This is a genomic window from Streptomyces rimosus, from assembly GCF_008704655.1.
GTDB classification, from domain to species: domain Bacteria; phylum Actinomycetota; class Actinomycetes; order Streptomycetales; family Streptomycetaceae; genus Streptomyces; species Streptomyces rimosus.
Map to the genome: position 1 here is coordinate 2,132,215 of NZ_CP023688.1, position 13,132 is coordinate 2,145,346.

General features: G+C 69.7%; 10 protein-coding genes. 6 read left to right on the plus strand and 4 right to left on the minus strand.

The window, feature by feature from the left end:
• Nucleotides 1–26 precede the first annotated feature (26 nt).
• Nucleotides 27–1,556 carry a helix-turn-helix domain-containing protein gene (locus CP984_RS08780; protein WP_003981081.1) on the plus strand — a complete coding sequence of 510 codons (1,530 nt, stop codon included), beginning with the start codon at nt 27–29 and terminating at the stop codon, nt 1,554–1,556.
• 176 nt (nt 1,557–1,732) lie between these two features.
• Nucleotides 1,733–3,571 carry a TerD family protein gene (locus CP984_RS08785; RefSeq protein ID WP_003981082.1) on the plus strand — a complete coding sequence of 613 codons (1,839 nt, stop codon included), beginning with the start codon at nt 1,733–1,735 and terminating at the stop codon, nt 3,569–3,571.
• A gap of 14 nt (nt 3,572–3,585) precedes the next feature.
• On the opposite strand, the gene CP984_RS08790 is transcribed toward CP984_RS08785, so the two are convergent.
• The 4 genes from CP984_RS08790 to CP984_RS08805 all read right to left on the minus strand — a co-directional run bounded on the left by CP984_RS08790 (nt 3,586) and on the right by CP984_RS08805 (nt 8,482).
• Nucleotides 3,586–5,676: a UvrD-helicase domain-containing protein gene (locus CP984_RS08790; protein ID WP_003981083.1), complete on the minus strand. Its 2,091-nt coding sequence runs from the start codon at nt 5,674–5,676 to the stop codon at nt 3,586–3,588.
• Nucleotides 5,677–5,763: 87 nt separating this feature from the next.
• On the minus strand, nt 5,764–6,231 hold the full coding sequence (locus tag CP984_RS08795; protein WP_003981084.1) for a PTS sugar transporter subunit IIA: 468 nt from the start codon (nt 6,229–6,231) through the stop codon (nt 5,764–5,766).
• A complete protein-coding gene (locus CP984_RS08800; RefSeq protein WP_231512672.1) occupies nt 6,228–7,358 on the minus strand; it encodes an MFS transporter in 1,131 nt (376 codons plus the stop codon). Before CP984_RS08800 ends, CP984_RS08795 begins: the two co-directional genes overlap by 4 nt.
• 272 nt (nt 7,359–7,630) lie before the next feature.
• A complete protein-coding gene (locus CP984_RS08805; protein WP_197049352.1) occupies nt 7,631–8,482 on the minus strand; it encodes a DeoR/GlpR family DNA-binding transcription regulator in 852 nt (283 codons plus the stop codon).
• Nucleotides 8,483–8,586: 104 nt separating this feature from the next.
• On the opposite strand from CP984_RS08805, the gene CP984_RS08810 reads away from it, so the two are divergent.
• The 4 genes from CP984_RS08810 (at nt 8,587) to CP984_RS08825 (ending at nt 13,130) form a co-directional block, all read left to right on the plus strand.
• Entirely contained in the window at nt 8,587–9,177 is a 591-nt protein-coding gene (locus CP984_RS08810; protein WP_003981087.1) for an HAD family hydrolase, read from the plus strand.
• A gap of 697 nt (nt 9,178–9,874) precedes the next feature.
• The gene (locus CP984_RS08815; protein WP_003981088.1) at nt 9,875–11,143 is read left to right on the plus strand and encodes an aspartate aminotransferase family protein; all 1,269 of its coding nucleotides are present in this window, start codon (nt 9,875–9,877) and stop codon (nt 11,141–11,143) included.
• Nucleotides 11,140–12,117, plus strand: coding sequence for an inositol monophosphatase family protein (locus tag CP984_RS08820; protein WP_003981089.1), 978 nt, complete (start codon nt 11,140–11,142; stop codon nt 12,115–12,117). The genes CP984_RS08815 and CP984_RS08820 overlap by 4 nt, the downstream gene beginning before the upstream one ends.
• The gene (locus CP984_RS08825) at nt 12,114–13,130 is read left to right on the plus strand and encodes a zinc-dependent alcohol dehydrogenase (protein WP_003981090.1); all 1,017 of its coding nucleotides are present in this window, start codon (nt 12,114–12,116) and stop codon (nt 13,128–13,130) included. The genes CP984_RS08820 and CP984_RS08825 overlap by 4 nt, the downstream gene beginning before the upstream one ends.
• The last annotated feature ends 2 nt before the right edge of the window (nt 13,131–13,132 follow it).

The following is a 13,132-nucleotide window of genomic DNA, read 5'->3' on the forward strand; positions in this document are numbered from 1 at the left end:
CTCATATCTGAGATACCGTCTACCTCATGGCAGACGACTACCTCGTACGCATCGGCAGGCTCATCCGCGACGCGCGGCAGCACCGGGGCTGGACACAGACGCAGCTCGCGGAGGCTCTCGGCACCAGCCAGAGCGCAGTCAACCGCATCGAACGCGGCAATCAGAACATCAGCCTTGAGATGATCGCGCGGATCGGCGAGGCGCTGGACAGTGAAATCGTCTCGCTCGGGTACGCGGGTCCCATGCATCTGCGCGTCGTCGGCGGCCGCCGCCTCTCCGGCAGCATCGACGTCAAGACGAGCAAGAACGCGTGCGTGGCCCTGCTGTGCGCCACGCTCCTCAACGCGGGCCGCACCACGCTGCGCCGAGTGGCCCGCATCGAGGAGGTCTACCGGATCCTGGAGGTGCTGGGCAGCATCGGCGTCCGCACCCGCTGGATCAACGACGGCAACGACCTGGAGATCGTGCCGCCGGCCGAGCTGGACCTGGACGCCATGGACACGGAGGCGGCCCGCCGCACCCGCAGCGTCATCATGTTCCTCGGTCCGCTGCTGCACCGCATGGACCACTTCAAGATCCCGTACGCGGGCGGCTGCGACCTTGGTACGCGTACGGTCACGCCGCACATGACGGCGCTGCGCCACTTCGGCCTGGAGGTCACCGCGACGGAGGGCACCTACCACGCCGTCGTGGACCGCTCCGTCGCCCCCAAGCGCGCGATCGTACTGACCGAGCGCGGCGACACCGTCACCGAGAACGCGCTGCTGGCCGCGGCCCGCCACGACGGCATCACCGTCATCCGCAACGCCTCCTCCAACTACATGGTCCAGGACCTGTGCTTCTTCCTGGAGGAACTGGGCGTACGGGTCGAGGGCGTCGGCACCACCACGCTGACCGTGCACGGCGTCGCGCACATCGACCGCGACGTGGACTACGCCCCGTCCGAGGACCCCGTCGAGGCGATGAGCCTGCTGGCGGCCGCCGTCGTCACCGAGTCCGAACTGACCATCCGCCGCGTCCCGGTGGAGTTCCTGGAGATCGAACTCGCCGTCCTGGAGGAGATGGGCCTCAACCACGAGCGCAGCACGGAGTACGCCGCCGACAACGGCCGCACCCGCCTCATCGACCTGACGGTGCGCCCCTCCAAGCTCCAGGCCCCCCTGGACAAGATCCACCCCATGCCGTTCCCCGGCCTGAACATCGACAACGTCCCGTTCTTCGCGGCCATCGCGGCCAGCGCCCAGGGCCAGACCCTCATCCACGACTGGGTCTACGACAACCGCGCCATCTACCTCACCGACCTCAACCGCCTCGGCGCCCAGGTCAAACTCCTCGACCCGCACCGCGTCCTCATCGACGGCCCCACCCGCTGGCGCGCAGCGGAAATGATGTGCCCCCCGGCCCTGCGCCCCGCGGTCGTCATCCTGCTGGCGATGATGGCGGCGGAGGGGACGTCGGTGCTGCGCAATGTGTATGTGATCAATCGGGGGTATGAGGATTTGGCGGAGCGGTTGAATTCTGTGGGGGCGCAGATTGAGATCTTTCGGGATATCTGACCGGACAGTGCGGAGGCGGCGCTGATGCCTCCCGGGCCTCTCGGCGACCGGCCCCGGAGGCCCGGGCTGTTACCGGCTGCCGAATGGCCTGCTCGAACCAGAGCAACGTGCATGAAGGCCAAAGCACCGTGCATGAAGGTTGAAGCAGGGGCGCATACCGGATCATCCTAGGTTTTATGAGCCTCTCCACCAGCGGTTTCGACCTGTCCGCCACGGGCGGTTACGTCCACGACTGGGCCTTGGTCGACGTCGAGACCTCCGGTCTCATCGCCAGGCGGGACCGGGTGCTGTCCGTTGCGGTGGTGACCGTCGGCCGGGACGGCGAGCGGACCGGGGAGTTCTCGACGCTGCTGAACCCCGGGTGCGATCCGGGGCCGGTGGACGTGCACGGGCTGCCCTCCGAGCGGCTGCGGGGAGCGCCGACCTTCGACCAGGTCGCCGGGAAGATCGCCGAGATGCTCCAGGGCCGTGTCTTCGTGGCGCACAACGCCCAGTTCGACTACGACTTCCTGGCCCATGAATTCGCCCGCGCGCGGATGTGGCTGCCGGTGTCGCAGCGCCTCTGCACGCTGGCCCTCAGCCGTCAGGTGGATCCGCCGACGGACGACATGAAGCTGGGCACCCTCGCCGCCCACTACGGCGTGCCGCAGCAACGCGCGCACGATGCGCTGGACGACACCCGTGTGCTGGCCGGGATCCTGCGGGCTTCGCTGCGCGATGCGGCCCGGCTCGGCCTGCCGTTGCCGCTCGTCCCCTGTCCGCCACGGCAGGACCCGGCGTTCATGCCGCAGCCGCCCAAGACGCCCTGCGCGTACAGCAACCCGGGGCGCCTGGCCCCCGGCGGGCCGCTCCGGCAGGGAATGAAGATCGCGATCACCGGTCCGACGGCTGTCTCCCGCGCCGAACTGGTCGCACGGGGCGTATCCGCCGGGCTGAACATGATGAGGTCCGTCAGCGGGCACACCAGCGCTCTCGTCAGCAACGAGCCCGCGTCCGCATCGGCGAAGGCCCGGCGTGCGGTCGCCGAAGGGGTGCCGGTCATCGACGAGCGGACGTTCCTTCGTCTGCTGGCCGACGTACGGCCCGGAACGCCCCATGAGGGAGCGGCTGCCGCCGCCGCACCCGCCCCGGAAGCGCCTTCCCTTCCTGCGCCTCCCTCCGACGCGCCCGTTCCCGCCCCGCGCCGCCCCGCACGTCCTGCCGCTACGCCGGGCAAGCCGCTGGCGGGGCGGCGGGTCCTGGTCCTCGGTGGTACGCATGCCGTCGCCGTGGCGGCCCGTACGCGCGTCGTCGATCTGGGCGGGTCGGCGGCGGTCAATCTCTCGGCCAGCGTCACGGATGTCCTACTGCTTCCCGGCGGGGAAGAGGACCGCCGCATGCGTCGCATCACCGCTCTTGAGCTGCCGGTACGCGACCAACGCTGGCTCGTCGCACCGGCGATCACCGCGCCGGCCCCGTCGGCTCCCCGGCCACACGAGCCGCAGGTCCTGCCGAGGGGCGGCGTCATCGACCTGCCCGTGAGGACCGGAGCTCTCGCAGCCGAGTGGCACGTCACCGCGACCTGGGCACCACAGGCCGGCTGCGAGATCGATGTCGTCGCCTTCCTCCTCGACGAGCAGGAACAGGTGACCTGTGACGAGGACTTCGTCTTCTACGGTGCTCCGGAGAGCCCGGCCGGGACGGTGCGCCTGCTCACCGGTGGCCCGGCCGAACAGAGCATCGCCATCGACCTGGGCTCGCTGCCGCCTGCCACCCGCAAGATCGTCGTCGCCGCGGCCATCGACGGCACCGCCACCTTCGGCGATGTCGGCGCGATCCAGATCGGCGCCGCCCCCGGCAGCAGCGGGGCGCCACTCGCCAGGGCCACGCTGGACGCCGCGACGACGGAACGCACCATGCTGCTCGCCGAGGTCTACCGCAGAGGCCCCCTGTGGCGTCTGCGCGCGGTCGGCCAGGGGTACGACCACGGCCTCGACACCCTGGCACGCGGGTACGGCGTGGACATCACGGACTGAGCCCCCCGCCGCTCCTACGGGCTGACGCTCCCCAGCCACAGCAGGTCCCGGGCACGTGTCATGGCCACGAAGAGCTGGCTGCGGAGCAGTTCTTCCCGTTCCCTCGCGGTTTCGGGGACCTCCGTCGCACCGGAGCCGCCGGTAGCCGCTTCGTTCGCCAGGGCAGCGTCGTGCTGGGGCAGGTAGACGTACTTGAACTCAAGGCCCTTGGCCCTGCGGTAGGTGCCGAGCTTCACCGAGTCGACGGCGCGGCCGTCGTAGTGTTCCAGCAGGCATACCGGGATGCCCCCCTGACTCAGCAGCCGCTGGTAGTGGCCGATGGCCCGCATGGACGGGCACAGCACGGCGGCATCGGCTCGTGCCCCGTCCCGCAGGGCACGCAGAGCGTCCAGGAGCGCCTGGTCGTGTGCGTCCGCGGTCGGCTTCGTCACGCGGACGACCCGCCCGTCGTGGTAAGTGAGGTCGACCTCGCGGCGGCCGGGTGTACGCAGGCCGTCGATGTCCTCGAAAGCGTCGTCGGCCACGACCGTGAGCGCGGCGTCCAGAACCTGTTTGCTGTTGCGGTAATTGGTCTTCAGTACCTGCCCGCGGTCACCGCGGATATCGACGCCGGCCTCGGCGAGGCGGAATCCGCCCGGATATACGGCCTGCTGGCCGTCACCGACCAGAAGCAGCCCGTTGGGGGTGTCGCCGACGAGCGCGTGCAGGAGGCGGACGCCGACAAGGGTGAGGTCCTGGACCTCGTCCACGATGACGGACGTGTACGGGGACCGGTCCGCGTGGCGCCTCGCTTCCGCCAGCGCGAGGGAGAGCACGTCGTTGAAGTCGTGCACACCACGCTCGGTGCGCCGCGACTCGTACGCCTCGTACAGCTCCCACACCGCCTGTCGGTGCGCCCTGCGCAGGACCGTCCGGCGTCGGCGCCGGGGCACGCTCGCGTACTCCTCGAACGTGGTGATGCCCCGGCCCTTGATGACGTGGTCGATCTCCTCACGCCAGTAGCCCGGCCGCGGATCGATCTCGGCCAGGCGGCTGCCGCGCCCGACGTGCTTCCAGGCGAGGCTGAAGGCGGTCTCGGCCTTGTCCCCGTGGAGCCGTACGGGGACGCCGCGCGCATGCAGGAACTCCTGCGCCCAGGAGTGCAGGCTGCGGAAATCCACCCGGTCCGCGACAGCCGGGGACATGGTCTTGAGGAAGGTGCCCTGCACGCGCGGCAGGTTGTTGGCGAACGTGACATAGAGGATCCGGCCGCCGGTGCGCTTGGCCAGGTGGACCGCTCGGTGCAGCCCGACCACCGTCTTGCCCGTGCCCGCCGGGCCGCTGATGCGCGCCGGGCCCGACCAGTTGCGGCGCACCAGTGCGACCTGATCGGGGTGCAGGAAGGTCATCCACTGCTCGATCGGGGCCCGCAGCGCCCCTTCCAGCGCCGCATCGCGCAGGCTTTCGAGGTCCAGCAGGCCGTCTGGCATGACCTGTTGCTGTGTCACGGGTGTCGGTGGCGCCTCATGCGCGACGGCCGATCCCTCGTAGTCGGGGAAGACCCTTTCCAGGAGGTCGGCCATCGCACGGACCGACTCCGTCCGCAGTCTGCGGCACTCCGACAGCAGCGCAGGGCCGATCTCGTGTTCCCCCAGGAGTCGGATACGGCCGAGGGCGGTGTCGACCCGGTGCCCCGCGAACACCATGAGTGGCTGGACCGCCACGGGAGACATACCCAGCGACGCGACCGCGCTTTCGGCGGCTTTCGTCACCGCGAGCAGCTTCGCCGCGTGCTCGTCCCGCCGCTCGCCTCCGGCACAGAGCCTTCCGTCCGAAACCTCGGGCGCAGAGCGCCAGTTCTTCACATCGATGACGAAGACGCCGCCGGGGCCCACCAGCAACATGTCCACATTGGCGGTGCGGGTGCCCGGCCATCGACGGTCCACGAGCAGGCGCCACCCGCGCTCCGTCAGCACCAGCAGCTGCGCCGCGATCCGCCGTTCACCCTCGCTCGCCGCTTCCCACTGCTGAGCCTGCCGGCGAGCGGACTGCCACTGCTCCCGCAGCAGCCGCTCCTGTCGCCGCGCCTCTTGCGCCCTCCGCGACGCCGATCCGCCTGCCGCCATTGCGAGCCCCCCTCGTACGCGGTGAAGCGATCATAGGGCGCCCCGCTACCGGAACGGCAGGGCACACAACGACTCAGGGGCCCTCAATCACCGGATAAGGCAGAACAGTTCATACAGCTCCTCCGCCGTACAGGCCCCGGCCAGCATGCGGCGGAAGCCGGCGTGGGCAGTGTGGCGGGCGAGGGTGGAGTATGTCTGGAGGCAGCCGGAGTGGTGCTTTGGTTTGTGGGGGGCTGTTAGGAGGAAGACGTCGCGGATCTGGTGGTTGTCGGCGCCGTGCCAGGCGAGGTCCGGTGATATGCGGGCGAAGGCTGCCGCCGGGGTGTTGACGGTGCGGTTGCGGGTGGTCAGCAGGGCGATGCCGTGGAAGCCGTGCGTGCCGTGGGTCAGGCAGGTGTGTAGTGCGCGGGTGAAGGTGTGGGGGTCAGAGATGGTTCCTGCGGCGTGGAGGTCGTGAGTCAGGGTCTCCAAGAGTTCGTTGGCGGTGATTGCCTGGGCGTGGGGGTGAATTTGTTGTTTGGGTAAGTAGTCGGCGAGGGTTCGAGGGCTCGTCATGCCTCGGCCCTCGCGGGTTCTTCAGCGGTGCTCTTCCTGTGGGCCGGCCGGAGGATCCCCGCAGAAAAGGCCGCGGCGGCGCAGAATGCCACGGGGAGGAAGAAGGCGAGGTTCAGGGGGACGAGGTGGGTGAGTGGGCCGATGATGGCGGGGCCGGCCAGCATTCCTATGTAGCCCAGGCCGGCCACTCTGGAGACGTTCGCGCCCGACGATTCCGGGTCCACGTTGCCGGCCGCGGTGAAGAACTGCGGAATGCAGCCGGAGAGGCCGATTCCGAAGAGGGTCCAGCCGAGGAGGGCCAGGGGTACCCAGGGGGACAGGGCGGCGGCGGCGAGGCCGAGGGCCGCCAGGCCCGCTCCGTACCGGACGATGAAGACCCGGCCGAAACGTCCCACCGCGCGGTCGGTGAGGAAACGGCCGACGGTCATGGCGGTGGCGAAACCGCCGTATGCCAGGGCGGCCGTGGCGGCGGGCGCGTCCAGGACGTCCTTGAGGTGGAGCACACTCCAGTCGTTCGCCACGCCTTCGCACAGCATGAGCAGCAGGGCGAGTATGCCCAGTGCCCAGACCTGGGAGGGTGTGCGGCGTTTGGTGGGGGCGCCGGTCCGCGAGGGATTCGTGGCTGGTGAGGATCGCTCGGGGGGCAGCATGCCGGGGACCAGGGCGAAGGTGATCAGTACGCCGGTCACCGCGACGGCGGCGAGGGTGGCGGAGGGGCTCCAGTCCCAGCTGATGGTGCGGGCGCCGATGAGCGACGCGATGACGCCGCCGACCGAGAACACCGCGTGGAAGGCCGACATCACCGGACGGCCGTAACCGCGCTCGACCTGAACAGCCTGGGTGTTCATGCTGACGTCCAGGCAGCCGTTGCCGAAGCCGAGGGCGAGGAGGGCCGCCGCCAGGGTCCAGGGCGAGTTCGCCAGGCCCGGAAGGACGACCATGGCGCTGCACAGGGCGCCGCCGGCCAGCACGATGGCGCGGCTGCCGAAACGGTCGGCCAGCGGCCCGCAGACCTGCATGCCCACGAAGGCGCCGCCGCCCAGGAAGAGCAGCAGCCAGCCCAGTACGGCATGGGTGATGCCGACCTGGTGCTCGATCGCGGGGATGTGCACGATCCACATCCCCATCACGAAACCGTTGAGGGCGAAGGCCGTGAAGGTGCAGGCGCGTGCGATGCGCAGGCGCCGGGACGGCGATGTCCCGGGGGAAGAGGAGAGGGAAGGCGCGAGGGGGGACCCGGCGGGTCCCCCGCCCGGCGATCCGTCGGGCGATCGGTCGGGCGATCCAGCGGCTGGGGCAGTCGATTCGCTCATCACCGGTGACCGTAACGCACACCACGTTTGTTCGGGAAGGCGGTGAGTGGGTTTTCGACACCCTCCCGGCGGTGGGGAACGGAGCGTCACACGTGGACGATGTTCACGCCCGCCGCGCGCATTTCCTCCACCACCGGCGTGCCCTGGGGCGCGTCGGTCACCACCACGTCGAGCTGCTCGACCGAGCAGATGCGGCCGAGCGCCACCCGCCCCAGCTTCTCGGCGGTGGCCACCAGGATGATGCGCCGCGCCGCCCGCGCGGCCACCCGCTTCACGTGTACGTCGTCCAGGTTGTAGGCGGTCGCGCCGTTGGCCGCGTCCACGCCGCAGCACCCGAGGATGAAGGTGTCGTACCGCAGGTCCTCGAAGGTGCGCAGCGCCGTCTCCCCGTAGAAGGACAGCTCGCCGGGCCGGACCTGGCCGCCGGGGAGCAGCAGGCGGATGCCCTCGTGTTCGGCGAGCGGCATCGTCGCGTGCAGGGACAGCGGGGTGACGGTCAGCCGGCGGCCCGCCATGGCGTGCGCGACGGCGACGGCGGTGGTGCCGGTGTCCAGGGCGACGGTCTCCCCGTCGTTGAGCATCCGCACCACCACGTCGGCCAGCTTCGCCTTGGTCTCGCCGCCGACCATGGCCCGTACCGCGTACGGCGGTTCCACCCCGCTGAGCAGCGTGCTGACCGCGCCGCCGTGCACCCGGCGCAGGGCGCCCCGGGACTCCAGGAGTTCGAGGTCCCGGCGGATGGTCATCTCCGACGTCTTGGTGGAGCGGGCGAGTTCGGCCACGGAGGCCCGGTTGCGTTCGGCCAGCAGGGCCAGGATGAACCGGTGGCGTTCGGAGACATTCATGTCGCTGATGTAGCACATCAACACATCGGGTGCGAGTTTTCGCCGGTCCGCCCGTTGGGTGTGGAGGTCTGTGGAGAGGGTGACGGTTGACATGCACCCATGGCACGTGTGTACTCGCACGCACCTTGTGAGAGCAAGGCCGGCCGGGCGGACCGTGTGCGTCCCGCCGCCGGGAGCGGATTCGTAGGGGTGATGTCATGACCGCGGTGCTCTTCGACATGTTCGGCGTGCTCGCCCGGCACCAGTCACCGGCCGCCTGCGACCGGCTGGAGAACACGGCCGGGGTGTCCGGTGACGCCTTCTGGGAGAGTTACTGGAATCTGCGGCAGCCTTATGACCGGGGCGACCAGAACGGTACGCAATATTGGCGGAAGGTCGCCGACGCGCTCGGTACACCTTTCGACGAGGAGCGGATCGCGGAACTCATCGCCGCGGACGTGGCGAGCTGGAGCCGGGTCGACGAGGAAATGGTGGAGTACGTCGGACGGCTGGCGGACCGCGGTACCACCATCGGCCTTCTGTCCAACATTCCGGCGGAATTGGCGGCGCATTACGAGCAACACCAGGAGTGGCTGAAGCGCTTCTCGGTCCTGGCCTTCTCCTGCCGCATCGGCCACGCCAAGCCGGAGTCCGGCGCGTACACGTGGTGCAGTACCGCCTTCGGCCTGCCGCCCGAGCGCATCCTGTTCGTCGACGACCGGGACGCCAACGTCCGGGCTGCGGAAGCGCTGGGCATGCGGGGCCATGTGTTCACCTCGCTGCGGGAGTTGCGGCCGGTGTTGGAGTGAGTGCGGCGGGTACGCGCCGTAGATCGGCACGCGCCCCTCATGCCGGCGCCGGGGCGGGGGACCTGACACCCCCGCCCCGGCGCCTTGCCGTTGAAACGGCCATGTCTCCCGGCCCCGCCCCTCCCTCCCGCCCCACTCCTCTACGTCCACGCAAACTCCGTTCAAAGTCCCATCAACGCTGTTTGAATTTTGCGTAAGGCATCGAAACGAACGGTGCTCCGTTCCGTATGCCGCTTCTTGGAGTGTTGTCGAAGGCCCGGTCCGCATCGGCGACGGAACTGCGCCAACGTCCACTTAGGCGTCCGATCCGCCGCACAACTCCGCCTCCGCGCAGGCCAGGAGCGCTCCCCTGATCCCCCCGGACAGCGTGGCCCGCACACCTGCCTGATGTATTCCAGCCGATTGGCAATCGATCAGCCGAAATGAACACACCCCCTGTTAGGGTCGGTCTCGTCAAAGCTTGAAGCGTCCGGCCCGCGCGTCGCTCTCACCGAGCCCACGCCGTGCACCGGACAGCACGTATCAATCCCACACCGCTGCCGGCGAGGTCCGGCCGCGCGGGCGTGCGTCCGCCTGTCGACAGCCGGAGCCGCCCGCCTCCACGACGCCACAACCGGCCACGCGGCGATTCGGCACGCCCGGCAGCCCACGCGCACCACGGCACGGCACCACCATGCCTTCACAAGGAGAACCGTTCATGGACACCACGAACGTCCGCGATCTGCTCTACTACCCGGTCAGCGCCCGGAAGATGGTCCGTGGCGAGGGGATCTTCCTGTACGACGAGGACGGCAACGAATACCTCGACTGCGCCTCCGCCACCTTCAATCTGAGTTTGGGCTACTCCCATCCGGCCGTGATCGCGGCGATGAAGGAGCAGCTGGACGTCTTCGCCCATCTCACCTCGTCCGTGCAGAGCGAGCCGGTCAACGGGCTGGTGCGCCGGCTCGTGGAGGTCTCCCCCGGGAACCTGACCAAGGTGCATCCGAAGGTTTCCGGCGGCTCGACCGCCAATGAGGGCGTCATCAAGATGGCGCAGCAAGCCACGGGACGTTCGGAGGTCATCTCCCTGTTCCGCAGCCACCTCGGGCAGACCATGATGATGACCTCGATGTCGGGCAACGCGTTCCGCAAGGAGCCGTTCCCCTCGCTCTTTCCGCGCACCCTCCAGGTGCCGGACCCGTACTGCTTCCGTTGCTTCTACGGGCAGCGGCCGGACACCTGCGGAATGATGTGCGTCGACCGCATCGAGGATTTCCTGGAATACGCCAGCACCGGGCAGGTCGCCGCCGTCATCGTCGAGCCGATCTCCGGCAACGGCGGCAACATCGTTCCGCCGGACGGCTATTTCCCGAAGTTACGGGCCTTCTGCGACGAGCACGACATCGTGCTGATCTTCGACGAGATCCAGACCGGCATCGGCCGTACGGGGCGGATGTTCGCGGCGCAGCACTTCGACGTGGAGCCGGACGCGATCACCACCGCCAAGGGCCTGGGCGGCTCGGGCGCCCAGGTGGCGGCGATCCTGACGAACGAGCGGCTGGCGGGTCTGCCGGCCAACCACCACTCCTTCACCTACGGCGCCAACCTGCTGGCGGCCGCGGCCGCCAATGTCACCCTCGACATCGTCCGGCAGCCGGAGTTCCTGGCCAACGTACGGGCCACCGGCAACTACATCCTCGGCCGGCTCGCGGACATGCGGACCCGCTACCCGGCCATCGTGGACGTACGCGGGGTCGGCCTCATGATCGGCTTCGAGATCGCGCACCCCGACGGCAAGCCCGCCGTCAAGCTGACCAACCACCTGGCGGGCGCGGCCGGGCAGCACGGCCTGATCCTGCGCACCTCGCGGTACGGCTACGGCAATGTGCTCAAGATCCGGCCGCCGCTGATCCTCACCCTCGACCAGGCGGAGCTGCTGTGCGACCGCCTGGAGAGCCTGTTCCGCGCGGAGCTGTCCGCATGACCGAGCCGACCGGTAAGACGACCATGAAGGACCTGCTGACCGGTCTCGGCCGGTATGTCAGGGCCGAGCTGATGGCGTACGCCGACCGGGGTCCGGTCCGGCAGGTGCACGGTGACTCGCCGGGCGGCGACGCCCAGTTCGACGTGGACGAGGTCGCCGAGCGCGCCGTACTCGATTATCTGCGCGCGCACGCCCACGTACCGCTCGCGGTCTACACCGAGGACGGCTCGCTGGTCGAGCTGGCGCCCGATCCGGAGTACGTGCTGGTCGTGGACCCCATCGACGGCACCCGGCCGACCTCGGCGGGCCTGGAGATGGGCATGGTCTCGATCGCGGCGGCGCCGCTGACGTCGTCCGCGCCCACGCTGGACGATGTCACCGCGGCACACCTGCTGGAGATCAAGTCCGGCGCCTGGATCCACGGTGACGACGAAGGGCTGTCGTACGGCGGGTTCCCGCACGCGCTGCCCAGGCTGAGCCGTACCACCGACCCGGCGAAGATGTTCTGGTCGATCGAGTTCAACGGCCATCCGATGCACCTGATGACGGCAGCCTACGGACACCTGGTGGACCGGTCCGCGAACACCGGCGGCGTCTTCGTCTTCAACAGCGCGACGTTCTCGATCTCGCGCATCATCACCGGCCAGCTCGACGCGTACGTGGACATCGGCAACCGCGTCCTGCGCGACCACCCCGGGACCGAGGCGGCGTTCCTGGCGGCCGGGCGCGGCTCGATCCTGCACCTGTTCCCGTACGACATCGCCGCCGCGGTGTACCTCGCCAAGCGCAGCGGGGTGACCATCACCGACGCGTACGGCGGCGACCTGGGCACCACCGCGCTGCTCGACCTGGACCCGATGAACCAGAAGTCGTGCGTCGCGGCGGCCACGCCACAGCTGCACAAGGAACTGCTCGGCGCCATCCGGTGGGACATTCCGGGCGCCGCCCCCACGACCTCAGGAGGTACGCGATGAAGGCCCTGGTCCTGACCGAGCGGCGCACGGTGTCACTGGTCGACCACCCGAAGCCGGCGGCCACGGCGCCCGACGACGTGGTGGTGCGGGTCGTGCAGACCGGCATCTGCGGCACCGACCGCAGCGTGCTGGTGGGCAAGTTCCCCGCCGAGCCGGGCGTGGTGATGGGGCACGAGGCGGTCGGTACCGTCGAGGAGGCGGGGGCCGCGGTCACCGCGCACAAGCCGGGCGACCGGGTCGTCATCAACCCCACGCTGTACTGCGGCAGTTGCCCGCCCTGTCTGCGCGGGCACTGGGACTTCTGCGCCAACAAGGCCGGTACGGAGGTCGGGCTCGACCTGGACGGCGCGTTCGCCGAGTTCATCCGGCTGCCCGAACGGTTCGTGCACGCCGTGCCCGAGGGCATGGACTTCGACCGGGCGGTGGGCGTGGAGCCGCTGGCCTGCGCGCTGAACAACGTCGAGGCGGGCCGTCTGCGGGCCGGTGAGACCGCGGTGATCGTCGGCGGCGGCCCGGTCGGCGTGGTCTGCGCGATGGCGGCCCACTACTACGGCGCCCGGGTCCTGCTGACCGAGCCGGACCCGTACCGGCAGGAGCTGTGCCGCGAGGTGTTCGCCGGGGACTTCGGCGGTCGGGTCACCGTGCGTCCGCCGGACGATCCGGACCTCGCCGGGCGCGGTGACGTGGTCATCGACACCGTCGGCAACCTGCTGGAACAGAGCATGGCGTACGCGGCGACGCGCGGCCGCGTGGTCGTCATGGGCTACAACAGCAAGGCGTCGGCGACCGTGCGGCCGCTGGAGATCCTTCAGCGGGGGCTGCAGATCATCGGGGCCGGGGACTACAACAGCCGGCTGTTCCCCCGGGCGATCGAGCTGGCCCGGTGGCTGCCGTTGGAGCGGCTGGTGACCCACCGCTTCCCGCTGGAGCGGCACGAGGAGGCGTTCGCGGCCCTCGCCGCGGCGCCCGGGTCCCCGTACTCGGCGCTCAAGGTGGTGCTCGTACCGGAGTGACC

Excerpts from the sequence above, each read along its gene's own strand:
- CP984_RS08780 (WP_003981081.1), top strand. The coding sequence starts at position 27 with ATGGCAGACGACTACCTCGTACGCATCGGCAGGCTCATCCGCGACGCG.
- CP984_RS08785 (WP_003981082.1), top strand. The coding sequence starts at position 1,733 with ATGAGCCTCTCCACCAGCGGTTTCGACCTGTCCGCCACGGGCGGTTAC.
- CP984_RS08790 (WP_003981083.1), bottom strand. The coding sequence starts at position 5,676 with ATGGCGGCAGGCGGATCGGCGTCGCGGAGGGCGCAAGAGGCGCGGCGA.
- CP984_RS08795 (WP_003981084.1), bottom strand. The coding sequence starts at position 6,231 with ATGACGAGCCCTCGAACCCTCGCCGACTACTTACCCAAACAACAAATT.
- CP984_RS08800 (WP_231512672.1), bottom strand. The coding sequence starts at position 7,358 with ATGGGGATGTGGATCGTGCACATCCCCGCGATCGAGCACCAGGTCGGC.
- CP984_RS08805 (WP_197049352.1), bottom strand. The coding sequence starts at position 8,482 with ATGTCAACCGTCACCCTCTCCACAGACCTCCACACCCAACGGGCGGAC.
- CP984_RS08810 (WP_003981087.1), top strand. The coding sequence starts at position 8,587 with ATGACCGCGGTGCTCTTCGACATGTTCGGCGTGCTCGCCCGGCACCAG.
- CP984_RS08815 (WP_003981088.1), top strand. The coding sequence starts at position 9,875 with ATGGACACCACGAACGTCCGCGATCTGCTCTACTACCCGGTCAGCGCC.
- CP984_RS08820 (WP_003981089.1), top strand. The coding sequence starts at position 11,140 with ATGACCGAGCCGACCGGTAAGACGACCATGAAGGACCTGCTGACCGGT.
- CP984_RS08825 (WP_003981090.1), top strand. The coding sequence starts at position 12,114 with ATGAAGGCCCTGGTCCTGACCGAGCGGCGCACGGTGTCACTGGTCGAC.